The 25726-nt window shown below is 46.0% G+C and carries 25 protein-coding genes; 23 read left to right on the forward strand and 2 right to left on the reverse strand.

Annotated features, from left to right (window positions below; all coding sequences use genetic code 11):
* Positions 1-333 precede the first annotated feature (333 nt).
* Positions 334-975 carry a PAQR family membrane homeostasis protein TrhA gene (gene trhA / locus ACP4IT_RS00005; protein WP_015473764.1) on the reverse strand — a complete coding sequence of 214 codons (642 nt, stop codon included), beginning with the start codon at positions 973-975 and terminating at the stop codon, positions 334-336.
* 168 nt (positions 976-1143) lie between these two features.
* Here trhA and ACP4IT_RS00010 point away from each other — a divergent pair, with 168 nt between their 5' ends.
* The 15 genes from ACP4IT_RS00010 (at position 1144) to ACP4IT_RS00080 (ending at position 15387) form a co-directional block, all read left to right on the forward strand.
* Complete coding sequence (locus ACP4IT_RS00010; protein WP_015473763.1) at positions 1144-1995, forward strand: DegV family protein; 852 nt, start codon at positions 1144-1146, stop codon at positions 1993-1995.
* Between the two features lie 65 nt (positions 1996-2060).
* Complete coding sequence (locus tag ACP4IT_RS00015; protein ID WP_011667562.1) at positions 2061-2981, forward strand: GDSL-type esterase/lipase family protein; 921 nt, start codon at positions 2061-2063, stop codon at positions 2979-2981.
* Between the two features lie 12 nt (positions 2982-2993).
* Positions 2994-3593, forward strand: coding sequence for a YpmS family protein (locus ACP4IT_RS00020; protein ID WP_011667563.1), 600 nt, complete (start codon positions 2994-2996; stop codon positions 3591-3593).
* A gap of 10 nt (positions 3594-3603) precedes the next feature.
* Positions 3604-3825, forward strand: a complete 222-nt coding sequence (locus tag ACP4IT_RS00025; RefSeq protein ID WP_011667564.1) for a YozE family protein — start codon at positions 3604-3606, stop codon at positions 3823-3825.
* A 96-nt stretch (positions 3826-3921) separates the two neighbouring features.
* Entirely contained in the window at positions 3922-4617 is a 696-nt protein-coding gene (locus tag ACP4IT_RS00030; RefSeq protein ID WP_156646595.1) for a hypothetical protein, read from the forward strand.
* A gap of 1041 nt (positions 4618-5658) precedes the next feature.
* A complete protein-coding gene (locus tag ACP4IT_RS00035) occupies positions 5659-6072 on the forward strand; it encodes a type IV toxin-antitoxin system AbiEi family antitoxin domain-containing protein (protein WP_011667567.1) in 414 nt (137 codons plus the stop codon).
* Positions 6069-6263 carry a hypothetical protein gene (locus ACP4IT_RS00040; protein ID WP_426855142.1) on the forward strand — a complete coding sequence of 65 codons (195 nt, stop codon included), beginning with the start codon at positions 6069-6071 and terminating at the stop codon, positions 6261-6263. The genes ACP4IT_RS00035 and ACP4IT_RS00040 overlap by 4 nt, the downstream gene beginning before the upstream one ends.
* A gap of 275 nt (positions 6264-6538) precedes the next feature.
* Positions 6539-7399, forward strand: coding sequence for a ribosome biogenesis GTPase YlqF (gene ylqF / locus ACP4IT_RS00045; RefSeq protein WP_011667569.1), 861 nt, complete (start codon positions 6539-6541; stop codon positions 7397-7399).
* A complete protein-coding gene (locus tag ACP4IT_RS00050; RefSeq protein WP_011667570.1) occupies positions 7392-8165 on the forward strand; it encodes a ribonuclease HII in 774 nt (257 codons plus the stop codon). The genes ylqF and ACP4IT_RS00050 overlap by 8 nt, the downstream gene beginning before the upstream one ends.
* Positions 8166-8204: 39 nt before the next feature.
* A complete protein-coding gene (dprA, locus tag ACP4IT_RS00055; protein WP_011667571.1) occupies positions 8205-9095 on the forward strand; it encodes a DNA-processing protein DprA in 891 nt (296 codons plus the stop codon).
* A gap of 134 nt (positions 9096-9229) precedes the next feature.
* Positions 9230-11341 (forward strand): type I DNA topoisomerase, encoded by a 2112-nt coding sequence (gene topA, locus ACP4IT_RS00060; RefSeq protein WP_015473756.1) that lies wholly within the window; start codon positions 9230-9232, stop codon positions 11339-11341.
* Between the two features lie 164 nt (positions 11342-11505).
* Positions 11506-12441, forward strand: a complete 936-nt coding sequence (gene xerC / locus ACP4IT_RS00065) for a tyrosine recombinase XerC (RefSeq protein WP_011667573.1) — start codon at positions 11506-11508, stop codon at positions 12439-12441.
* Positions 12442-12444: 3 nt separating this feature from the next.
* Positions 12445-12987 carry an HslVU peptidase proteolytic subunit gene (hslV, locus tag ACP4IT_RS00070; protein ID WP_011667574.1) on the forward strand — a complete coding sequence of 181 codons (543 nt, stop codon included), beginning with the start codon at positions 12445-12447 and terminating at the stop codon, positions 12985-12987.
* Positions 12988-13004: 17 nt separating this feature from the next.
* Positions 13005-14417, forward strand: a complete 1413-nt coding sequence (gene hslU / locus ACP4IT_RS00075; protein WP_110140037.1) for an ATP-dependent protease ATPase subunit HslU — start codon at positions 13005-13007, stop codon at positions 14415-14417.
* Between the two features lie 97 nt (positions 14418-14514).
* The gene (locus tag ACP4IT_RS00080) at positions 14515-15387 is read left to right on the forward strand and encodes an aldose 1-epimerase family protein (protein ID WP_011667576.1); all 873 of its coding nucleotides are present in this window, start codon (positions 14515-14517) and stop codon (positions 15385-15387) included.
* Positions 15388-15440: 53 nt separating this feature from the next.
* On the opposite strand, the gene plsY is transcribed toward ACP4IT_RS00080, so the two are convergent.
* Positions 15441-16064: a glycerol-3-phosphate 1-O-acyltransferase PlsY gene (gene plsY, locus ACP4IT_RS00085; protein ID WP_024855009.1), complete on the reverse strand. Its 624-nt coding sequence runs from the start codon at positions 16062-16064 to the stop codon at positions 15441-15443.
* 260 nt (positions 16065-16324) lie between these two features.
* Between plsY and parE the strand changes: the two genes are divergently transcribed.
* From parE to ACP4IT_RS00125, 8 genes are all read left to right on the forward strand, one after another.
* Complete coding sequence (parE, locus tag ACP4IT_RS00090) at positions 16325-18292, forward strand: DNA topoisomerase IV subunit B (RefSeq protein ID WP_011667578.1); 1968 nt, start codon at positions 16325-16327, stop codon at positions 18290-18292.
* 67 nt (positions 18293-18359) lie between these two features.
* Positions 18360-20762, forward strand: coding sequence for a DNA topoisomerase IV subunit A (parC, locus tag ACP4IT_RS00095; RefSeq protein ID WP_051053400.1), 2403 nt, complete (start codon positions 18360-18362; stop codon positions 20760-20762).
* A 134-nt stretch (positions 20763-20896) separates the two neighbouring features.
* Complete coding sequence (locus tag ACP4IT_RS00100; RefSeq protein WP_011667580.1) at positions 20897-21862, forward strand: LysR family transcriptional regulator; 966 nt, start codon at positions 20897-20899, stop codon at positions 21860-21862.
* A gap of 28 nt (positions 21863-21890) precedes the next feature.
* A complete protein-coding gene (locus ACP4IT_RS00105; protein WP_011667581.1) occupies positions 21891-22820 on the forward strand; it encodes a manganese-dependent inorganic pyrophosphatase in 930 nt (309 codons plus the stop codon).
* A gap of 147 nt (positions 22821-22967) precedes the next feature.
* Entirely contained in the window at positions 22968-23543 is a 576-nt protein-coding gene (locus ACP4IT_RS00110; RefSeq protein WP_011667582.1) for a matrixin family metalloprotease, read from the forward strand.
* Positions 23544-23696: 153 nt separating this feature from the next.
* Positions 23697-24140 (forward strand): peptide-methionine (R)-S-oxide reductase MsrB, encoded by a 444-nt coding sequence (msrB, locus tag ACP4IT_RS00115; RefSeq protein WP_011667583.1) that lies wholly within the window; start codon positions 23697-23699, stop codon positions 24138-24140.
* A gap of 27 nt (positions 24141-24167) precedes the next feature.
* Positions 24168-24701, forward strand: coding sequence for a peptide-methionine (S)-S-oxide reductase MsrA (gene msrA, locus ACP4IT_RS00120; RefSeq protein WP_226769744.1), 534 nt, complete (start codon positions 24168-24170; stop codon positions 24699-24701).
* Between the two features lie 16 nt (positions 24702-24717).
* Positions 24718-25158, forward strand: a complete 441-nt coding sequence (locus tag ACP4IT_RS00125; RefSeq protein WP_024855010.1) for an NUDIX domain-containing protein — start codon at positions 24718-24720, stop codon at positions 25156-25158.
* Positions 25159-25726: the final 568 nt, after the last annotated feature.

Raw genomic sequence — 25726 nt, forward strand, 5'->3', positions numbered from 1 at the left:
TTATCTTTAATTTGAAGTAAAAGTCTAGTAGACTGGTCTTGGGACATACTGTTCACTCGCTTTCAATTGGTTTTCGTCGACTTGATTGTAGCACAGGGCAGTATGCCCTTTTTAGTTTGTTTTACAAAAAAGGCGTCGATGGATTTTATCCATCAACACCAAATATCATAGAGCCTAAAAACGAACGTGATTGGTGAGCTTTGACGACGCCGATCGCGTTTTTTTATAACTTATTGGTCCACTGAAAGCGTGTCTCTGGCGGGGCCTTGACAGGCGAAAAAATGGTCCACCTCAGTTACGATTGCGACTGAGGTGGACCATTTGACCCTAAGATTAAGCGTATAACAGGATTGAGAAGTACATCAATCCGGTCCCTAACATGACAAACAGGTGCCAGATAACGTGGCCGAATGGGATTCCCTTAAAGCTATATAGTACCGCACCCACGGTGAAAGACACGCCACCGAAGAATAGTAAGGTAAACCCGATCGGGCCTAGTCCATGGTAGAGGGGCTTAATTCCCAATAAACACATCCAGCCCATGACAACGTAAATGACAGTCGATAGCGTTTGGTATTTACCTAGCCAGATGGCCTTATAAATAATGCCACAAATAGCCATCCCCCAGATAATGCCAAACATGGTCCAACCCAGTGCGCCACCAACGACTAGTAAACTGTAGGGCGTATAAGTCCCAGCAATCAATAAATAAATGGCACAATGATCAAATATTTGAAAGACGTGGCTCGCCCGGGTAAAGTACAAACTATGGAATAGTGTTGAGGCGAGGTAAAAAAGGACTAAGATAGCACCATAGATGGCAAAGGTGGTCATTCGTAATGTGCCACCCTTGGCGTGAGCTTGAAGTAGTAGAATGACGAGGCCTGCGATACTTAATCCCGCACCGATTCCATGGGTCGCGGCGTTAAGCACCTCGTTAATGATTTGATATGCGCGGCTGTGTCCGTTTGTCAAATGAAACCCTCCCTTAAGTTGTCGGTAATAGTCTTTGACTAACCGTTACCGGTGAGTTAGTAACAACTACTGAAAATTATCCATAACTCTGCTATACTATTACCGTATGTTCCATTACGCATATTGTAGCATAAACCAAAATTTCTGGTCAGAAAGTGTGGGATCCCCATGGCTAAAATCAAAATCGTTACAGACTCTTCTGCTGGCTTAACCGATCAACAGATTGCAGACTATGACATCACAATTATCCCGTTAACGGTAATGATTGATGACACAATTTACGTTGAACGAGAATCAATTACGAATAAAGAATTTATTGAAAAAATGAAAACGGCGAAAACGTTACCGAAGACGAGTCAGCCACCATTAGGATCGTTTGTCGAAACCTTCGACAAGTTGGGCGCAGATGGCAGTAGTGTGATTTGCTTTAATATGCTGGCAGCCATTAGTGGTACGGTTCATACGGCAGAGCAGGCCGCGCAATTATCTAAGACCGATGTTACCGTGGTCGATAGTCAAACGACCGATCAGGCGTTGGCTTTCCAAGTCGTGGAAGCAGCTAAATTGGCAGCCGAAGGTGCTGACAAGGCGGCGATCTTGGCTCGAGCGGCAGCCGTACGGGACCATACCAAACTCTTCATGGGTGTGGTAACGTTAGAGAACATCCTGAAGGGCGGGCGTTTAAGCCGGGCTGCTGGGATGCTTACCTCACTGTTGAATATCAAGATTGTTTTGGAAGTCACTGGTGGCGAACTGAAGATTCGCGCTAAGGGCCGGGGAATGAAGACCATTGACCGGTACTTTGACAAGGTCTACGAGCAGTTAAAGCAGACGCCAGACATCATGGCGATTGGAATCTCTCACGTTGAGGCCTTTGAGTCCGTGGATAAGATCAAACAACACTTAAGTGAGGTTGTTCCGGGTAAGGATGTCTTAGTCAGAGAAACGGTGCCAATTATTGCCACGCATGGTGGCCCAGGTGCCTTTGCGTTAATGTACTACACCGATCCGACAAAATAGGAACGCATTGACCGAAAAGGGGTGGCTGGTCCACCGCTTTTTCTTTATCCTGAGGGGGATTTTAAATGAAATTTAAAAACTTGAGTAAGGTGGTGGGTGTCACCTTACTCTTGGCGTTAGTGGTGCTCGCTGCATTGACTTATTGGCATCCTGGAGCCCGAACTACCCAGTCGCCAAGCCAAATCCAGAATCGGCGCTCAATTGTTCGCGTAGTTGCCCTAGGTGATTCCTTGACTGAGGGGATTGGTGATACGCAAAAGCAAGGCGGCTATACTGGTCGATTAAAAACGATGATTCATCAACAAGATCATGTTAAAGTGGTGATGCATAACTTTGGCAAGGCGGGTGACCGTAGTGACCAGATTGAAACCCGGTTGGTCAATAGTCGAACCCAACAGCGTCAAGTAAAAAAGGCCCAGGCAATTGTGATGACGGTCGGCGGTAATGATCTGCTACAAACTTTGACTAAAAATGTCACGATTAATCAGCAGGCAAAGTTAACCCATCAGCTGGGATCCGCCCAAACGGTTTATCAAAAGAAATTGAAACGTTTGTTAACCACCGTTCGCCACTATAATCCAAGTGCGCCGATATACTTGTACACCATTTATAATCCAATCTACGTGTACTTTGCCAATCTGGCACAGATTACCAACGCCGTTAACCATTGGAATGTGGCCACCAAGCAAACTGCTGGGCAATTCAGCCAGTTGTACATGGTCGATATTAACCGGGCGTTGTCAGTCGGCCAATTTAAAACGGCGGCCCAACAAACTAAATTGAAACAAACGGCTAAAAAGAATAACGATGGAAAGCTATCCACACAGAATTTCCAAACCATGATTTTAGCTAGCAGTAGTACGGATGAGCTAAACGATTACCTTTCATCGGCTGACCATTTCCATCCGAATGCCAAAGGCTATCGACTCATGACGCGTTATGTCTTTAAGCAAATGCAGGCTCATCAACAATGGCTAATGAAATAAGGAGGCAGTTATATGGAACGACAAACCACGCCCGTTAAGCAGACTAATTGGTGGAAATGGGGGTTCATTGCGCTAGTAGCTGTGTTATTGGTCACCACGGTCACGGTGAGTGTTAAAGCATTTACACCCACTAAGGTGACCTCAACGGCAAAGGTCGCCACAGGAACCACGAATATTGACGTAGCACTTAATAAGAAACAGGTCAACGCTTTGGCCGACTACTATGTAAATAAGTCGCTTAAAAATTCGACCATGAAATATCGCTTCCAGGTCTCAGATCAAGCAATGTTGACGGGGTCCACTCAAGTTCTAGGTGCAAGTGTGAACTTCGTCTTGCTCTTTAAGCCCACGGTCCTACCGTCTGGCGATGTGCAATTAAAAGCGCAGAAGTTATCGATTGGTTCACTTCCCGTGCCAATTAGTTTTGTAATGAATTATATTGCTAAGAATTATCCATTGCCCAACTGGGTAGCCATGAACACGGCAGATAAAACCATGACCTTACATCTAACGGCGATTGGTAATGGTAAAAAGTTATCCTTTGCTGCTAAAAAGATTGACTTGTCAGGGGACGGGAACTTCGTCTTCCAAGCACGGATTCCTAAGAATTAAGGAGGGACATATGCCCAAAACATTTTATGAATTTTTAATGACGCAACGTAACCCAGAGAGCTATGAACCTGTGGCCAGTTTTGCCAACAACGCCTTTCTGGACAGCGCATTTCCTAAACAAGAAACACAGTTCGAACCACTCTCCAAATATTTAGAAGAAAACGCGCCTTATTTGCCATCAATGACTATCTTCGATGATGCTTGGCAATTGTATTTGGCAGCGTTGGCTTAGTGTGAAAGTCCTCGGTTGAGGGCTTTTTATTTTGTGTGAGAGTTGGTAAGCCTTATACTTAAATAAGTATATTAATAATCGCTGGAGGTAATCAAGATGGATGAGCGTGAGCAGCAACGACTCAAAGAGCTGGCTGATCGAAGACGACCCGCTTTGGAAATTCGTGAGGAAATGGCGGGACTTCAAGATAAAAAATACCGAGAAAGCCAAAAATCTCTGGCGACGTCTAAAGAGCAGGTGCAATGTCTTCTTAGTCAATGGTCGGAAGCCGCCGATCAGCATTTAGTGGGAGAACCCATTCCAGTGGACCTGCATAAATACTCGGGACTGGATCAAAGTGGCTACGGAGAAAATTCAACGAATAGGTTCATCGACGGTGTTCACCAACAAATTATCCAAGCCGTTGGCGACCGAGACACGTACAAATATTTATGGGTTACCCAGCGTCAAGATGGTATGGTCGTTACGGTGGGTCAGACTTCTTTTAAAAAGGTGTTACATAAGGGGAAAGAATCCACGTCTAACAGTGATGACTTATTCAAGCAACTAAAACGGCCAAGTGGGGCGGCATCTATGGTTGTATGGCATTATCCCAGCGATCAGACAGACGCTGAAATCAACGAGTATCTACGAACTTATTTAAAGTGGGCATGGATTATTCCCGTTAACCTTGATAAGGCAACTGACGGTGCGACAGACCGTCAAAAAATTTCTCTTTTGGAGACCAAGTTGGGTGACTATTTAATTCGTAAGAATGTCCCTATTTTGAATTTCTATTCGCATCGCGCTTGAAGAAGCCCAAATTAATAATGTCACGAAAAAACGATTACCACATCATGGTAATCGTTTTTTGGCTTATCTAGTACTAGTATCTAATTTTCATTCAATTCCAAGGAACATCCCAGTTCTCACCATAATAAAATAGGTTCTCGGGTCCGGATGATTCAAGGAGGTAATGGGATAATTGTGGCTGAAAGTTTCTACTGTAGTGGTGTACAATGACAGAATTAGTAGGTTGATTAATTAGATTGAATCATATCGGCAGATACCAGCATATTAGGAGTTAGAAGAATAACGAATAACCCAGTTGATAAAGCGATTAGTAACTTTTTCATTGGATACCTCTCCTCAAATAATAGCTTAGCAGTAATAATACTAATAAAATCTCTGGCCCAAAGATAAACGCCACCACAAAAATAAAGAGTCCGGGAAGCAGTCGGGTCTGATTCTGGGTGTAATCTTTGAGCGGCATCAGGGGTAATCCGGCAGCATAAACTTTAGCTCGTGGGGATGCTGAAGTTGGCATGGTAAAAGTGGTTGACTGCCTAGTCAGTCCGCGCGTTTTTAATTTCGCCGTTATTATCTGTTCAGGGGCAAAGAGCAGATAATGAGATACCCTGAGGCTAGGGTCCAACTAAAGATATAGGAACCATTGGCGTACCGGCCAGTTAATAGCGTAAGTACGATAAAAAGTGGTAACGATTTCACATAAACTGAAGTATATCTGGCAATTGGAATGACAAAAGTATCGTGGAATGACGATGCACTTAGTATTTGACCCAATCGTTTCATCACTTGTCACCTTCTTAGAGATTACTAAATTACGGTTATTATAAGTTTATTGGCAACAGGGGCAATTTTTAATTGGTGAAAGGCGTGGGTTCGTTACGTGATAACCAAAACAGACGTTAATCTATTTATGATCGTCAACAAGTGGTTTCCATAATTGAAATTAATCGGCCGTTAGAGTAGCACCCTCTCACTGCGCAATGGCAAATATTTTTTGATGATTAGTGCTATAATCTTAAAACAATATAGTACGAGGTGATAAAAGTGGATGTAGATTCATTGACGCCAAAGCTCTTTCAATTAAATGCTATCTTTACGACTAGTGAGGCAAAAACGGTCGGTCTGTCAAAATACTACTTGAACAAGTTAGTTGCGGCGGGTGAGGTTGCGCGCTTCGGTACCGGGCGCGCTGGTGTCCAGTTGTGGAGTAATGAGATCTACTCAGATGATGATTTTTTAGCAATCCAATTACGTTACCCCAAAGCAGTAATTTCTGGGCAAACGGCTTTAAGCTGGTGGCACCTTATCGACCGCCAGTTCACCTATTTAGACTTAACAGTGCCCCGAGGCTACCGAATCCCAACCGAATTTGAACGACATATCGTTTCAATTCACCACGTTGACGAACGCTATTACCCAATCGGTCTAACCGGACAGAGGAGGATAGTGGTTCATTGAACATTTATGACCCAGAGCGGTTATTGATAGACGCTTTTCGCTTCAAAACGATTGCTAAATATGATCGTAATCAAGTTGTGCGGAATTACTTCCAAAGTGAACTCTGTGATCCGTTAAAGTTGAGCCGGTATATCAACGAGTTTCCCGGTCGCTCAGATTTGCAAAAGATAACGGAGGTGCTAAGTCATTAGCTGGTATAGAGTTGCCTGCTAAGTAATCAATTTGAGCTTAGGGAACAACAGGTATATCTAAAGTAGCCAAGAAAATGGTAAAATGAAATGCGATGACCCACACCCAATCTTTTTCAGCGATTACCTGATTGGCTCAACGTCTTTCTAACGTCAGTACATTACCACTTCAAAAGTATTCAAGCGATAACCACGCTAAACAGGCTACCGCGTTGCGAACAAATATTCATAAATAAGAAAAAGGCCTAATACCTTGATATAACAAAGGAGTACAAATTATGAGTACCATTCAATGGTTCCCCGGGCATATGGCCAAGGCCATCCGCCAAATGGAGGAAAATATTCACCTTGTCGACATCGTGTTTGAACTAGTCGACGCACGGATTCCCGCTGCTTCCCGTAATCCGGAAGTGACGCGAATTGCCAAAAACAAGCCACATCTCATTATCTTAACCAAGAAAGATTTGGCCGATCCGCAACAGACCGCGGCTTGGTTGGCGTATTACCGTGAGCAGCACCAGCCCGCTATTGCGATCGATTCGCGGGCCAACGTGACGCCCAAGCAAATTACCAAAATTGCGGCCAGTATTCTCGCCGACAAGCTCGCAGCCGAAAAGGCTAAAGGGCTGAAAGAACGACCAATGCGGGCCATGACCGTTGGGGTTCCCAACGTGGGAAAGTCCACACTGCTGAACCATTTAGTTCAGCGTAAGGCCGCTCAGGTGGGCGACACACCAGGAGTGACTAAGGGCCAACAGTGGCTACGTTCCAGCAAGCACCTAGAGCTTTTGGACACCCCCGGCATCCTATGGCCCAAGTTCAAGGACCAAGAAACGGCGCAAAAACTAGCATTGACTGGGGCCATCAAGGAAAAGCTATATGCCAAAGATGATGTAGCGTTATTTGCCTTGAATTTCTTTCGCCAATATCACGCCGATGCATTGATTGACCGCTACCATTTGGTAACGAGTGACCTAGAACTTAGTGATGTTGACCTGTTACTGAAAATTACCGAAAAAGTTGGGATGCGCGATGACTATGAACGGGCTAGTGAACGACTAATTTTAGACGCCCGGCGTAAAAAACTGGGTGGTTTTACCCTTGACCGTGCTCCACGAGCAACTGATGATCATGAGTAAACAACCCAGCCTGGCCCAACTTAAGCAAGACTTAGCCGATATTGCTGACCTCAATGATAGCCGTCTCGCGTCGTTAGCGGCCGATTCACGTAAAGGGGCCCAACTACTCCTAAAACAGATTCAACACCGACTGGCGAAAGCTGAGGCCGCTGAACAGGCCTTTCAGGCACGCTTGCATTACGAACGACCGTTTTGGGCCCGTGGTGAACGGGTTGCTGGTATTGATGAAGTCGGCCGTGGCCCATTAGCTGGACCAGTCGTGACGAGTGCGGTTATTTTACCGCCGGATTTTGATATTCCGCTCGTTAATGACTCCAAGCAGCTAACTGCCAAAGAACGGGAACGCTTGTATCCCTTAATTTTAGCTCAAGCCCAGTCGGTTAGCATTGGTATCGGTAGTCCGGCACTCATTGACCAAATCAATATTTACCAAGCCACTCGGGTCGCTATGCAACGCGCCGTCTTGGGATTAGGCCTCGCGCCTCAGCAGCTCATTGTGGATGCGATGCAGATTCCCGTTGACGTCCCTCAAATTCGGTTGATTAAGGGGGACGCTAAGAGCGCCAGTGTAGCAGCCGCTAGCATCGTCGCGAAGGTTTATCGAGACCATTTAATGGCCACTTATGACGAACTTTATCCGGGCTATGGCTTTGCCCAAAATGCGGGGTATGGCACGGCTGAGCATTTACAAGGCTTAGCCGATCGCGGCGTTACCCCGATCCATCGTCGAACCTTTTCACCCGTTCAAAAAATTTTACAGGCTTAATCACGGAGTTAACCCGAAAAGGGATAAGGAGGTTGCGATATGCAACTGCCACTTCGTGATTTTTTTCTGCGCTTACCATTACTAACTGGGGTTGGTCAACAGACCCGGCGTGCTTGCTGGCACTGGCTAACGGAACACCCAACAATTACGGCACTAACACCGGCCGATCTGAATCGTCTCTGTCAAGAGGCGGCTATTTCCGCTGATCGCACCCAATTACTGCAACAGGTCTTCACGTCCCAATTAGCCAAACGCGTAACTGAAAATCAGCGGCACACGGGCTGTTTGACCATTGTCGATGCTGCTTATCCAGAACAATTGCGCGAAACGTACGCACCACCCGTCGTCCTCTACTATTTGGGTGATCTTCGGTGGCTAACGGGACCGCAACTGGCTGTTGTGGGCTCACGGCAACCCAGTCCTTATGCCTTACGTGCCATGCGCCGGTTATTACCGCAAGTCGTCCGACAACAGGTCTGTCTAGTATCCGGTTTAGCTCAAGGCGTGGATACACTGGCACATCAAGCGGCATTAGCCCATCGTGGTAAAACAATCGCCGTGATTGGAACTGGGCTTGATCATTGTTATCCGGCCGGTAATCGCGATCTCATGACGGAATTGGCCCACCATCATTTAGTCATATCTGAATATCCCTGGGGGACGGCTGGCGCCCGCCATCACTTTCCAGAACGTAATCGAATTATCGCCGGGCTCTCACAAAGCACCTTGGTGGTCGAAGCCGCTCGCCACTCGGGCAGTCTAATTACGGCTAATATTGCCTTACAGGAGAACCGAAATGTTTTGGCCGTTCCGGGGAGTTTGGACAACCCCAATTCGGTCGGAACCAATGAATTAATCTTGGCCGGGGCGAAACCAATCCTGAATTCTGAACATATAATAGAAGAAGTTTTAGTTGACAAGCGACTATGACTTGAAATATTATGTGTGAGATTATAGTGAAAGATTTAGCGAGCGAGAAGTTCGCCAGGAAAAATAATGCGATAGGGACCACGATCCGCGTCATAATGGGATCCGCTGTCTATCATACGAGGGAGTAATGTGAGTTGCCGACAAAAGCAAAGCCAAAAGCTAAAACCAAAACGCGGCGCAAACCGCAAAAAAAGTTAGTGATTGTTGAGTCACCGGCCAAAGCAAAAACAATTGAAAAATATTTAGGCCGAACTTATAAGGTGGTTCCGAGTCTGGGACACGTCCGGGATCTTCCAAAAAGTTCGATGGGGGTTGACACGGAAAATGACTACGATCCCCATTACATTTCCATTCGGGGTAAGGGCGATGTGATCAAGGGCCTACGCTCAGAAGCCAAAAAGGCCAAAGCCGTTTATCTCGCATCTGACCCGGACCGTGAAGGGGAATCGATTGCTTGGCATTTAGCCCACGTGTTAAATTTGGACGTGACGGATAAAAACCGGGTGACATTTAATGAAATTACCAAGGATGCTGTCAAAGAAGCCTTTAAAACACCACGCTCTATCGACATGAATTTGGTTAATGCCCAACAGGCCCGCCGAATTTTGGACCGCCTAGTGGGATATTCCATTTCACCCCTACTATGGAAAAAGGTTAAAAAGGGGTTAAGTGCTGGTCGGGTACAGTCAATTGCCTTATCTTTAATTATTCAACGGGAAAAAGAAATTAAAGCCTTCATCCCCGAAGAATATTGGACGATTGACGGTGAATTCAAGAAAGCACGGCACACATTTGCTGCCAGCTTTTACGGCTTAAACGGTAAAAAGACGGGCTTGAAGGATAATGATGCGGTACAAGCCGTATTGAGCAAGCTCGACAAAAAGGGGAACTTCGACATTACCAATGTTGTCCGTAAGGAACGCAAACGGACCCCTCAACCACCATTCACCACCAGTTCTATGCAACAAGACGCTAACCGGAAGCTAAACTTCCGGACGCGAAAGACCATGATGGCCGCTCAACAGCTTTACGAAGGGATTAACCTCGGTAAGGAAGGCACGCAAGGGCTTATTACCTATATGCGGACTGACTCCACACGGATCTCTAATATCGCCAAGCATGAGGCATCCACGTTCATTCATGAAAAGTACGGTGCTGAATACGCGGCTACTAAGCCAATCAAAGGAAAATTGCCAGAAGGGGCGCAAGATGCCCATGAAGCGATTCGTCCAACATCTGTTTTCCGGACACCAGCTAGCCTAAAGGAACGGTTGACCAAGGACCAATTCCGGCTTTATCAACTCATCTGGAATCGATTTGTGGCCAGTCAAATGACGAATGCCATTATGGATACCATGGCTGTAACGTTGGAACAAAACGGCGTCACTTTCCGGGCTAACGGGTCTAAAATGAAGTTCGAAGGGTTCTTAAAAATCTATAAGGACGGCAAAGAAAAGGATAACCTGTTGCCCGACCTAGAAATCGGCGATCAGGTGAAATTAGCGAAAACCGATCCGGCCCAACACTTTACGCAGCCGCCTGCACGGTATTCCGAAGCCAACTTAATCAAGGCCTTGGAAGAAAATGGTGTCGGTCGGCCATCGACCTATGCCCCGACATTGGATACCATCCAACGTCGTTACTACGTCAAACTTGTCGGTCGGCGGTTCGAACCAACCGAACTAGGAGAGATCGTCGATGGCATTATCAACGATTACTTCCCTGATGTGGTTAACGTTGACTTTACCGCTGATTTGGAACACGAATTAGATGGGATTGAAGACGGCAAACAAGATTGGGTGAAAGTCATTGATAGTTTCTACAAGCCATTCTCAACTGAAGTGGCCCATGCCGAAGATGCGATTGAAAAGATCCAAATTCGGGATGAACCGGCCGGGTTTGATTGTGACATTTGTGGTGCACCAATGGTCATCAAGATGGGTCGCTATGGTAAATTCTACGCTTGCTCACGGTTCCCGGATTGTCGTAACACGAAGCCAATCGTTAAGGAAATCGGGGTTACCTGTCCCGTTTGCCACAAGGGTGAAGTGATCGAACGAAAGTCAAAGAAGAACCGAATTTTCTATGGCTGTTCCCGTTATCCGGACTGTGACTTTGTCTCTTGGGACAAGCCAGTCGGTCGTGACTGTCCTAAAGATGGTCATTACCTCGTTGCCAAGAAGATTCGGGGCGGTAGTCAGATTGTCTGTCCAAATGGCGACTACGAAGAAGCACCCCAAAAGTAAAGATTAAACAAAACACGGCAACCTACCAGACTATATCTGGTCAAGGTCGTCGTGTTTTTACGTTGTTGATTGCTCTAATTTATTAAAGTGTACGGGGTTTTTGATGAGTTAGTTGAGTTTTTTAAGTCCGTTTGCTAGCATTAACACAGACAGGAGGGGGTAGCTTGGATCGGGCGATTACAGCTTTTATGACGTATCTCAGTGGTGAACGCCAGTACTCTGCGGAAACGGTTAAAGCTTACCATGAAGATTTAAGTGAGTTTGTCCAGTTCTTAGCCGATAATGGTGGCGAGAAACCCTGGACAGCCATCGATCAATTGGATGTTGAGGTTTATCTGAGCGACCTGTATGATCGGCACTATGCGCGCACCACGATTGCGCGTAAGCTATCGACATTACGGTCACTGTATAGTTTTCTCATGAGTAATGGGCAGGCACAAGATGATCCCTTTGCCTACGTACAGCTCAAACGGCATCAGAACCATTTACCCCGTTTCTTCTACGAACGGGAAATGACGGCCCTGTTTACCGCAGCCGCGGCTAATCCAAATGAGCAGCTTGCTACGCGAGATACCGCGTTGCTAGAAGTTCTTTATGGCACCGGTATCCGGGTGAGTGAGTGCGTTAACTTGGCCCTGTCGGAGATTGACTTTGACGGCCGGATCATGTTGATTCATGGGAAGGGCAATAAGGAACGTTACGTCCCGTTTGGTCACTACGCCAGCGATGCGTTGCAAACTTATTTTGACACTGCACGAACCCCATTGATGGCGCAGTACCAGCAAGATCACCCCTACGTGTTCATCAATCACCGAGGACAACAACTCACGTCCGCCGGTGTGACGTACCTGTTAAATCAAATAATCAAGCGTAGCACGCTAACGACGGATATTCATCCCCATATGTTGCGGCATACGTTTGCGACTCATTTACTAAATCGCGGGGCTGATTTACGCTCGGTGCAGGAACTATTGGGCCACAGTAGCCTATCAACCACCCAGATTTATACCCACGTGACGCGCGAACACTTACAACGAGATTATCGTCAATTCTTTCCGCGAGCAACGTCAGAACACACATCATCAAAGGAGACGGATTAAATCATGCCAGTAAAATTTGAAGCAACGACCATCTGTGCTGTCCGGCACAACGGTCACAATGCTATGGCCGGCGACGGTCAAGTAACCATGGGTGAAAAAGTTATTATGAAGGGGACGGCTCACAAGATTCGCCGGATCTACAACAATCAAGTTGTCGTTGGCTTTGCCGGCAGCGTGGCCGATGCCTTTAACTTGGAAGAAAAGTTTGAAGCCCAACTCAATGAATACAGCGGTAATTTACAACGAGCAGCGGTTGAACTCGCTAAGCAATGGCGTTCCGACCAGGCTTTGCAAAAGCTGGAAGCCTTACTCATTGTGATGGATAAGGATGAAATGCTATTGGTTTCCGGTTCAGGTGAAGTCATTGCACCAGACGACGACATCTTAGCCATTGGATCTGGTGGTAACTTTGCCTTAGCTGCAGCAACGGCACTTCATCACCACGCCACGGATATGAGCGCTAAGGAAATTGCCGAAAGTGCCATCCATATTGCCGGTGGCATTGATATCTTTACCAACGAAAATGTTATTTCAGAAGAACTTTAATGAACGGGGGATTTACCGTGGACGCAATTGATAAAACACCAAAAGAAATTGTCGGCTTATTAGACCAATATGTGATTGGCCAAGATGAAGCCAAAAAGGCGATTGCCATTGCCTTACGTAACCGTTACCGGCGGATGCAACTTGATCCCGCCATGCAAGAAGAGATTTCACCTAAGAACATGTTAATGATTGGACCGACCGGGGTCGGGAAAACTGAAATTGCTCGGCGATTGGCCAAGATCGTCCACGCACCTTTCACGAAGGTTGAAGCTAGTAAGTTCACGGAGGTCGGCTATGTCGGTCGTGACGTCGAATCAATGGTCCGTGACCTAGTCGAAGTCTCCGTTAGCATGCAAAAGCAAGATCAATTTAAAAATGTTCGGGCTGATGCGACCCAAGCGGCCAATAAGCGTTTGGTCAAGCTACTCGCACCAGCCAAGAAAAAAGAAAATAAGAACAACAATGATTTTGCCAATATGATGAATATGTTTACCCAGATGCAAAACGGGCAAACACCAACGGCGCCAAATGATCAAGAGGAAGTCACCGATGAGATTCGTAATGAACGCTTATCGCTGACGGAACAACTGAATCAAGGACTACTCGAAAACCACATGGTGGAAATCGAGATGGATGATCCCCAACAAGCCAATGCGACAGATAACAACATGCTGGGCCAAATGGGCATCAACCTAAATGACACGTTAGGGTCCATCATGCCGAAGAAGCGGATCAAACGAACGGTAACGGTTGCCGAAGCTCGTGAGATTCTGGTGGCTGAGGAATCCGAAAAGTTGGTCAACAACGCTGATATCAATCATGATGCGATTAAGCGGGCCGAGAATACGGGGATTATCTTCCTGGATGAAATTGATAAGATTGCCAAGGGCAGTAGCCAAAATAGTGGTGACGTCTCCCGTGAAGGGGTCCAACGCGATATTTTACCAATCGTAGAAGGTACCCAGGTTAAGACCAAGTATGGGACCATCGATACGGATCACATTCTCTTCATCGCAGCTGGCGCTTTTGCCGAGTCTAAGCCAAGTGATCTGATTGCAGAATTGCAAGGTCGCTTCCCAATTCGTGTAGAACTCAACGATCTTAGCAAGGCCGACTTTGTTCGCATCTTAACGGAACCAAACAACGCTTTGATCAAGCAATACATTGCGCTGATTGGGACCGATAATGTGAAGGTAACCTTTACCATGGAAGCCATCGAACGAATTGCGGAATTAGCCTTTGAGCTAAACCATGAAAACCAAAACATTGGTGCTCGTCGATTACAAACGGTCTTAGAAAAACTGTTGGAAGACCTCTTATACGAGGGACCAGACATGGGGACCGGAGATGTCACGATCACCGAAAGCTATGTTAATGATAAAATCGGTGATATCGTCCAAAACAAGGACCTATCACGGTATATTCTGTAATTTTTTAAGGACCAAGACACGTTTGTCTTGGTCCTTTTGTGTAGATGGCGTATGATAGTAGATGAATGCTCTATACCAATTGTGCAGGAGGAATTAGATGCTCACCCTTAAGAATGACTATCTGACCGTTAAAATCAATCCACTGGGCGCCGAGTTAACCAGTGTGGTCGATAATGAAACACAACTCGAATATATGTGGCAAGCTGACAAAGCCTACTGGGGACGGCATGCGCCGATCCTGTTTCCAATTGTGGGCCGTCTACAAGACAATCAATACCGATTAGGCGAAAGGACCTATCACATGACCCAACACGGGTTCGCTCGTGACCGTGAATTTACGGTCATCGATCAGACCCCAACGCAAGTGACACTGGAATTAACGGCTGATGACCAAAGTCGGGCCTTGTTTCCAGCAGACTTCACGTTAACGGTGACATTTGAACTCATTGACCATCAATTACGCTTCTCAGCAGATGTCTTTAATCCAGCAACCACCACGCTGCCATTTTCTATCGGCGCACATCCGGGATTCAATGTGCCGTTAGGGGATGCCTTAGCGGACTTCACGGATTATCAAGTGACCGTTTCACCGAAAAAGACGTATCAGCGCGTGCCACTGGTTGGTCCTTATAGTGACAGCCAGCATACTGAGCCACTCGACCTGACCCAACCATTAGGACTAGATCACGGGTTATTTGCCCATGACGCGCAAGTCCTGACCCTTGATAGCGAGACGACCGTCATGTTAAGCACGCCAACTAATGACCACGGGGTAGCACTAACAACCACGGCGCCTTACTTGGGAATTTGGTCACCTTATCCCAAACAGGCTCCCTTTGTTTGTTTAGAACCATGGTGGGGATTAGCTGATGATGTCCAGGCCACCGGTGAGTTGACGACCAAGGTCGCCATTCATCATCTGGCAGCGCAACAACATTTCCAAGCTGCCTATCAAGTGACTTATTTTTAAACAAAAAGGACTCATCCGACTCAGTAAACCAGTCGAATGGGTCCTTTTTCAGGTTATTTAGCTTGCCGGCGATGATAACCCCGGCCGAAAGGAACCATTGATTCAGTTCCTTGACGAATCCGTTGAATGTTACTGCGATGACGATAGAAGACAAAAACAGTCAAGACCAGCGCAATGCCGGTTAAGTACCAATCCTGAAACACTAACGAGATCAGGGTAATCAAGGTAAAGGCAATCATGCTAGCAAGGCTGACTATGCTAGTCCAGTAGATTAAGCTGACCCACAAACCAGCGGCAATCACAAACATAATGGGGTTATAGGCCAAGAGCATCCCCGCTGAGGTCGCGACGGCTTTGCCCCCCTTGAAGTGATCGAAGATGGAAACAGTGTGCCCTAAGACCGCAAATAGTCCAAATAACAGGGGTGTCGCCGTTCCCAAGACCGTCTGAACGTGAAACACTATTGGCAATAACGTCGCCACTGATCCTTTAGCGATGTCCAGCACCATCACAATGGTTCCCGCATAGGGGCCTAAGACCCGATAAGTATTCGTTGTGCCAATATTTCCAGACCCCGCCTGACGGATATCCGTTTGAAAAAAGGCTTTACCAACCCAGACGCCATTAGGAATCGCTCCGAGAAGGTAGGCCACGATGAGTAAACCAATCAATTTCACAAGTTTTCCTCCGATCTGAACTGCGATGACGACCGCCAATCAGGTAATCGTTACCGCTAAGCTGATTTATATTCTAGCATGTTTTCACGAGAACGCCAATATTCTATGGAATCTCTAGCCAGTTTTTAGTTTCCTGTGGTATGATTATGAAGTTATTGAATACCTCTGCCTAGCCATTTAGTCCGTTTATTTGAACATACGTTCGGTTAGGGGTAAACTACCAGTATCATCTAAAAAAGTAAAGTAAAGGGGATTTACGCATGGCGAAAGCAAAACCAAAATATGACGATTCCTCCATTCAGGTTTTGGAGGGATTGGAAGCTGTCCGTAAACGTCCAGGTATGTACATCGGCTCAACTGACGGCCGGGGCCTGCACCACTTGGTCTATGAAATTGTTGATAACGCCGTTGATGAAGCATTGGCGGGTTATGGCAAGGAAATTAATGTCACGATCCATCAGGACAATAGCATCACGGTTGTTGATCACGGTCGGGGGATGCCAGTGGGGATGCATGCCTCAGGGATTCCAACACCCGAAGTTATTTTAACGGTGCTACACGCCGGAGGAAAGTTCGGCCAAGGTGGCTACAAAACATCCGGTGGGCTGCACGGGGTGGGGGCTTCTGTCGTGAACGCCTTGTCTAGTTCATTAACGGTGACCATTGTCCGTGACGGCGTTCGTTATCAGGAAAAGTTTGCTAAGGGCGGTCATCCACAAGGTACCTTAAAGAAGTTGGGTAATACGCGTGCTCACAACGGAACGACCATTGACTTTAAACCCGATAGCCAAATCTTCACTACAACTGTTTATAACTTCGGCACCCTAGCGGAACGGTTACGTGAATCTGCCTTCTTATTGAAAGGCGTCAAGATTACCCTAACGGATGAACGCGAGGGGCAAGAACGAACCGAAGAATACCATTTCGAATCCGGAATCAAAGAATTCGTTAGTTACCTGAACGAAGATAAAGACACGTTAGGTGACATCATGTACTTTGATGGCAGTAAAGATGGCATTGAAGTAGAAGTGGCCGCGCAATACAACGATGGCTACACTGAAAACTTATTATCATTCGTGAACAACGTGCGGACCAAGGATGGCGGGTCACATGAGGCCGGCATGCGTAGCGGCTGGACCAAAGCCTTTAATGAATATGCCCGTAAAGTTGGCCTGCTCAAAGAACGCGACAAGAACCTCGAAGGGACCGATGTCCGTGAAGGGTTATCTGCCGTCATTTCGTTGCGGGTACCCGAAGACCTATTACAGTTTGAAGGGCAAACCAAAGAAAAGCTGGGCACGCCTGAAGCACGAACGATTGTTGATAGCATCATTAGTGAGCAATTAGGCTACTATTTGATGGAAAATGGCGACTTTGGCAAGATGTTAATCAAAAAATCGACCCAGGCTCGCCAAGCACGTGAGGCGGCTCGTAAGGCCCGTGATGAAAGTCGTAATGGCAAACGGCATAAGAAACATGAACGGTTGTTATCGGGAAAACTAACCCCTGCCCAATCAAAGAACGCTGCTAAGAATGAACTCTTTTTAGTCGAGGGGGATTCCGCCGGTGGTTCAGCCAAGCAGGGGCGTAACCGAAAGTTCCAAGCTATCCTGCCATTACGGGGGAAAGTCCTAAACACCGAAAAGGCCAAGTTGCCCGACATCATGAAAAATGAAGAAATTAGTACCATGATTTATACCATCGGTGCCGGTGTGGGAACTGAGTTTAATATCGAAGACGCCAATTACGATAAGATTATCATCATGACCGATGCGGATGATGATGGTGCCCATATCCAAATTCTTTTGTTGACGTTCTTCTACAAGTACATGCGACCCATGATCGATGCTGGGCGAATCTACATTGCGCTACCGCCACTGTATCGGATTCAAAAGACCGGGAAGAAACCGACGATTGAATATGCTTGGACGAATGATGAACTAAACGAAAAGACCAAGAAGATTGCGAATCACGGGTATCACTTACAGCGATTCAAGGGTCTGGGTGAAATGGACGCTGAACAACTCTGGGAAACGACCATGGATCCAGACAACCGCACACTTATCCGGGTCCAAATTGACGATGCAGCGCTAGCTGAACGCCGAGTGACAACTCTGATGGGCGATAAGGTTGAACCGCGCCGTAAGTGGATTGAAAGTAATGTACAATTTACCCTGGAAGATGACGATACCAGTTTGCTAGAAAACGATAAGACGTCAGACCAATAACCGGTGAAAGGAGTTAAATCTCGTGAGTGAAGGACAAAAGATTCAAGAACTTACTTTGGAAGAAGTCATGGGCGATCGCTTCGGTCGTTATTCCAAATCAATCATTCAAGAGCGGGCGTTACCGGATATTCGGGATGGATTGAAACCCGTTCAACGGCGAATCTTGTTTGCCATGAACAAGGACGGTAATACCTACGATAAGGGCTTCCGTAAATCAGCTAAGTCGGTCGGAAATGTCATGGGTAATTTTCACCCCCATGGTGACAGTTCCATTTATGAAGCGCTAACCCGGATGAGTCAGGACTGGAAGGTCCGCGAACCACTCGTTGAAATGCATGGCAATAATGGGTCAATGGATGGTGACCCCGCAGCAGCTATGCGGTATACAGAAGCTCGGCTGAGTAAGCTAGCTGGGGAAATGCTACGAGACATCGACAAAGATACTGTCGAGATGGTCTTAAACTTCGATGATACGGAGTACGAGCCAACTGTCTTACCAGCGCGTTTTCCTAACTTATTAGTCAACGGTGCCACGGGAATCTCCGCCGGATATGCCACGGAAATTCCGCCGCATAATTTAGGTGAAGTCGTGGATGCCTTAATCTACTTGCTGAGTCACCCTAAGGCAACGCTAGAAGAATTGATGTCCTTTGTTCAAGGACCCGATTTTCCAACCGGCGGGATCATTCAAGGGAAAGATGGCATTGTTAAGGCCTATGAGACTGGCCGGGGGCGGATTGTTGTTCGCTCGAAAACGGCCATCGAACCGTTACGGGGAAATAAGAGTCAAATTACCGTAACCGAAATTCCTTATGAAGTTAACAAGGCGCAACTGGTCAAAAAGATTGATGAAATTCGCTTGAATAAAAAAGTTGAAGGGTTAGCTGAAGTTCGAGATGAAACCGATCGGGATGGTCTACGGATTGCGATTGAGTTAAAGCGGGATGCTGATGCGCAAGGGGTCTTAAACTACCTATTCAAAAATACCGAGCTACAGATCACCTATAACTTTAATATGGTGGCGATTAATCATCAACGACCTGAACACGTAGGCTTAAAGACCATTCTAAGTGCCTACTTGGAACATCAACGTAACGTGATTACCAAGCGGACCGAATATAACTTACAAAAAGCCTTGGATCGGCAGCACATTGTTGTTGGTTTGATTAAAGCCTTGTCAATTTTGGATCAAGTTATTAAAACCATCCGGGCTAGCAAGGACCGGCGGGATGCGCGTGATAACTTGGTTGAGGCCTATGACTTTTCCGAGAAACAGGCTGATGCCATTGTCGCCTTACAACTGTATCGGTTGACTAACACCGATGTTACGCAGTTAGAGGCAGAATCCGCCAAACTTTCCGCAGAAATTGAGCAGGATCATAAGATTTTGGCTGAACCCAAAACTTTAAACAGTGTCTTGCGCCAGGAACTCAAGGCAGTGGCCAAAGACTATCGCAATCCCCGTCGGACAGAAATTCAAAATGAGATTGAAGACTTGAAGATTAAGACCACGGTGACGGTTGCTGACGAAGATGTCGTGGTCTTGGTCAGTCACGACGGCTATCTTAAACGGTCTGGTGTGCGGTCATATACTGCTTCGGACCCAACTGATAATGGCTTGAAAGATGGCGATTATCCTATCTTCATGCAAAAGCTTAGTACCTTGAATCACTTGATGATGTTTACCAGTAAGGGAAACTTGATCTACCGGCCGGTTCATGAGATTAGTGATGTAAAGTGGAAAGAAACGGGTGAACATATTTCCCAGACGATTGGTTTAGCTGCAGATGAAGAAATTGTTGCCACCTTTGCTTTTAAGACACTCAAAGAACCCGGTCGTTTCCTGATTGCAACCAGTGATGGGTACATTAAGCAAACGGCCTTTGCTGATTTAACACCCGGTCGTACTTATAAGAGTCGTGCCGCCGTTTATGAAAAGCTTAAAACAGCGGAAGCTCGAGTCGTTGCGGTGAAGTATCTGACCGAACCTGTGGAACAGGGAATCCTGCTTATTTCTAAGAACGGGTATGCGCTACGCTACCCAGTCGATGAAGTATCGGTCAATGGTGCCCGAACCACGGGGGTTCGCTCAATGGACCTACGTGACGATGACGAGGTCGTTAATTTGGCCCTCGTTACCGACAATAAAACCATCGCGTTGATTACGCAACGCGGGGCCTTCAAACGCTTAGCGATGAAGGAACTCTCTGTCACCAGTCGTGCGCGACGCGGAGTGATTGTGCTGCGTGAACTGAAACGAGATCCACATCGCATTGTTGACTTCATGACGATTCCAGCTGGCAATCCGCCATTGGAAATTATGACTAGTCGTGAACGGACACATGATGTTATGCCAACGGATCATCCCTTAAGCGGGCGGTATTCCAATGGCTCATTTGTCATTGATACGGATGTTGAAGGACAGCCGCTACAGCTACGCGTTAAGCCAGCTGAATTAGTTCTAGATTAGGGGTTAACCAATCACCAATTTGTGAGGATAAATCGTTGCGCTTTTACTGTAAACAGCCTATTATAGAGTAATAGTAACCATTAGACCAGCCTCATTAACCCCATGTCTGACTAGTCATAAGGAGAACGAAGCGGATGAAAACGAAACAGGAAAGTATCTTTTCTTCTAAAACTCTAACGTACTTTTTACAGTTGGCAGAAACGATGAATTATACGCAGGCTGCTCAGATTCTAGGAATTACGCAGCCCGCATTAACGCAACAAATTAAAAAGCTGGAACGGACCGTTGGCGCACCACTATTTTATTCGGTAGGTAAAAAGCTCCGCTTGTCAGATGCTGGTTATACCATGTTAGAAGCAACGCACCAAATCTATGGTATTCTCAATCAGGCGACTGATGAGATTCAGCAGTCGACAAGTGCGACCCAAGGTGAGATTAACATTGGGCTATTAGCTTCGGTTGAAGACGCGGTGTTTGAAGACTTCGCCATTGGCTTGTATCAAAGCAATCCTGATCTGAAGATTTCCTTTCACATGTTGACGCGTAAGGAGATTTGGGAACGGTTGGAGAATAACAAAATTGATTTGGCCATCATGTATTTGCCAGATGACTCTATCAAGAATTGGAAACCCTACGAATCCAAAAAGATCATTTCCGATGATTTATTGTTCATTCACCATGATGAGCAATTGTCTAAGAAACGGCGAATTAAGTTTAAGGACACCACGAGCCAGCCATGGGCGATGTATCCAGAGGGCTACTACCTGGATCAAACGCTTCACGAAGCTTACAAGAACCAATTGGCTGACTTCCCACAAGGGGTTGCTAACTTTACCACGCCTAACCAGTTGCTTCATTTTTCAATGGAAACGCAGGTCTCAACGGCTCTGCCCAATTCATTTATGATTGGACAAGATAACTTGCCGAACACCTGGACGGCACATTTTGAACCCAATATTCGGTTTGATTTAGCCTTCGTCTTTCGTAAGGGCAAGGCAGAAATTCCGCGAATTAGCCTTTTCTTGGCACAGTTTGATCGGTATTTGCATACCGATGACTACATTTCGCGGCTCAAACAACTTCGGAACCAATTAAATTAAAACTATTTGATAAAGGAGTTTCTATCACATGAGTAAAGCATTAATCTTTGGTCACCAAAATCCTGATACGGACGCTATCGTTGCTGCTAAGGCGTTTGCCTACTACCAAACCCAAATGGGCTTTGATGTTGAAGCTGTCGCTTTAGGCAATCCTAACATGGAAACAAACTTTGTTTTGAACCACTTCGACGAACCAGCTCCTCGAGTTATCAAGACAGTGGCTAACGAAGTTGATACGGTTATGTTAGTGGATCACAATGAAGCACAACAAAGTGTCAGTGATTTGGATAAGGTAATGGTTAGCCACGTTGTTGACCACCACCGGATCGCAAACTTCCAGACGGATCAACCTCTATACTACCGGGCAGAACCCGTTGGTTGCACGAGCACAATCTTAACGGAAATGTTTGACGAATCTAAAATTGAAATTCCTGCTAAGCTAGCTGGGTTGATGTTATCAGCGATTATTTCGGATACGTTATTGCTGCAATCACCAACTACCACTGATGCTGACCGTGAAGCTGTCCGGGCTTTAGCTGAAATTTCAGGTGAAGACGTTCAAAGTTATGGGATTGCCATGCTAAAAGCTGGTACTAACCTGGCTGCCAAGAGCGACAAGGAACTCATTGATGGTGATGCTAAGTCCTTTGATATGGCTGGTCGTTCAGTACGGATTGGTCAAATCAATACGGTTGATTTAGCTGACGTTTTGGATCGGCAGGCTGGCTTAGAAAAAGAAATGCAAGCCGAAATGGCGGCTGATGGTTATGATTTGTTCATCACGTTAGCCACCAACGTGCTCAACAGTGACTCAGAAATGATCGTTGCCGGTGAACCTAAGTCAGTGATTGAAAAGGCCTTTAATACGACTTTGACGGATAACCGGGCTAGTCTTCCTGGCGTCGTTTCCCGAAAGAAGCAAGTGGTGCCACCACTGACAGCTGCTTTCAATGCTTAATTGAAAAGTCAATAACAATTCTTATAAGCGCTCCAAACCAATTTTTGATTGGTTTGGAGCGCTTTTGTTCGCTTTAATTGGTGCTTTCTTTATAATACGGATTGATGGTAGATGTTGTCAGTTTCCTTCGAGAGAGGGAATGGTCATATGATCAAAAACTGGTATCGTGGTAGTCTAATCGCTGTCGTTACAATCCTGTTGATGGTCACACAGCTTGGTGGGAGCTCGGCATCCGCTAGCAGCACACCTTTTGGTCCAGAACGATTTAGCACCGATCATGCCACTTACACGATCAGTGCTCAGTCACCGTATTACCGGAGAATTTGGCAAGAAGCTATTAAAGCCTGGAACGAGACAGGGGCTTTTCATTTTCAAAAAGCAGACTCGGCAAGTGCGGCACAAGTAACGTTGAAGGTCGCTTCTAAACATGAAGCGGCCGCGCTAGGAGAAGATGTCGGTTTGACCGAATACACAGCCAAACAAAGTTATTTGCAACGGGCTACAGCCACGCTTAATGCTGCACTGCTACGCGAATATAACTATTCTCGAGCCAATCAGCTGGCCGTGGCGGAGCATGAACTGGGACACGTTATGGGATTAGCACATAATCCCGATAAGCACAGCGTTATGTACTATCGAAACCGTAGTGAGGGCATTCAACCGGTTGATATTCAGGGTGTCAAGCTACGCTATCAAACCCCTGCAGGTCAAGCATCTAATTAAAATTAGATTCATTAGTCGGGATTAAAAATCTCGACTTTTTAGATTGTATAATTTAATTTATAAATGATAAGGCAAAATAGTTGTGTTTCTGCTGAATTTATTTAGACTTAAAGAAGTACCTTAAATTGTGCACAATTGATTGGAGGAACTTGAATGAACAAGCATGAGAGTCAAGAAGATCTGAAGCAACGCTTAACTGCTGAGGAATATGCGGTCACCCAAAAGGCAGCGACGGAGCCAGCCTTTACTGGGAAGTACGATCAATTTGATCAGCCAGGGATCTATGTCGATGTTGTCAGCGGACAGCCGCTATTTAGCTCGACTGATAAATATGACGCCGGGTGTGGCTGGCCATCTTTCACCAAACCAATCGATGCTGAAAACGTGCAGGAGAATACCGATCATTCATTTGGCATGATTCGCCAAGAGGTGTTGAGTACGGATGCGCACTCACACTTAGGTCATGTTTTCAACGATGGTCCAACAGAAGCTGGCGGGTTACGTTACTGTATTAACTCTGCTGCACTAAAGTTTATTCCAGCATCAGAGCTGGAAACACAGGGTTACCATGGTTTTGACGCTTTGTTTAAGGACTAATAGATAATTGGCTGAGGGGGAATTTAAATGAGTGAATTTGAAACGGCTATTTTTGCCGGCGGCTGCTTCTGGTGTATGGTGCAACCGTTTGATACACAACCAGGGATTCAATCCGTCGTGTCTGGGTATACCGGGGGACATACGGTTAATCCCACCTATGCCGAAGTTGCTAGTCATACGACCGGCCATACAGAAGCCGTTAAGATTACCTTTGATCCAAAAGTGATTAGTTACGACCAACTAGTGGAGATTTATTGGCACCAAACCGATCCCACGGATGCTAGTGGTCAATTCCAAGATCGCGGTGATAGCTACCGTCCAGTAATCTTTGTTAATAATCCTGAACAACGTCGGGTGGCCGAAGCCTCTAAAGCCGCCTTAGCTGCTAACGGCCAGTTTGATGCCCCAATTGTCACAACCATTGAAGAGGCCCAACCTTTCTATCCAGCGGAAGAAGAACATCAAGATTTTTATCGTAAGAATCCCTTCCGTTATCAGATTGAGGAAATGGGTGGCCGTCAAGATTTTATCAATCAACACTGGCGTGATAAAATAGACTAAAAAGGATGTGACGCTGATGGGATATGTCTTAGATTTACGCCAGAAATTAGGCCAGCAGCCACTCATCGTTGCCGGTGCTGCCGCCATTGTCCAGCAAGATCAGCGATTGCTGCTGGTCGAACGAACGGATAATCACTTATGGGGGTTACCGGCTGGATCCAAAGAATTAAATGAAGATCTAGCAACCACGGCTCGACGTGAGCTTCGCGAAGAAACTGGCTTAGATGGTGTTCAGCCACAATTACTAACGGTCGTAAGTGGTGCCAATATGCAGTATACGTATCCCAATGGTGATCAAATTGATTCCGTCACAGCAGTTTATGCCTTGCAAGTAACGGGACAAGCGTTGCCAGATCATGACGAAACTAGCGCAACCGACTGGTTTGGACTTGATGACTTGCCAACAAAACTAACGCCGTTAACGCGTGAGATTTTAACACGATTAAAGCTAAACTAAATAAATGAAACCGCCATATGATTTACAGTAATTGTGTAAAGTCATATGGCGGTTTTTTAAGGAGTTATCGGGCGGCTAACCGGCAAAAAGTCATTAACACTCTACTTTCGATAATATATATTATGTAAAGTAGAGTATTAATTCTCATTTGGCTAGGTCATATGAGCTACCCTCGTTTTGATTAGACGGTTTAATTCTGTTTAAACGACATTAGATCATTTACCAGCATTTTGGTCACTAGCAACCAGACGCTGATAACTTCTAATCAGCTACATTGTCCAGCAAAAATCGCTTGGCTTGCTTATGCTTTTCCTGAGTGGTTGCCTGAACCCAATCACACTCAGTTATCTCCTAAGTCATTGCATGCTGTCTGTTGTTTCATAATAAATCAGCCATCAGGCTTGCGTGTTGTGCGGACGCGTTGTGATGACCAAGTCTATTTGAATGCTGAACGTGTGCTTAGAATCAACGTCAATAGCTATTGGCCAATACTGCTAAATTCAGATGTACCGGTTATATTCAGCTAAATGTTGATATGACGGCGTTTACAAGAACTTTTTAAGTCAAT

Origin of the sequence: Levilactobacillus sp. LN180102 (assembly GCF_050106635.1) — a bacterium.
GTDB lineage: Bacteria > Bacillota > Bacilli > Lactobacillales > Lactobacillaceae > Levilactobacillus > Levilactobacillus brevis.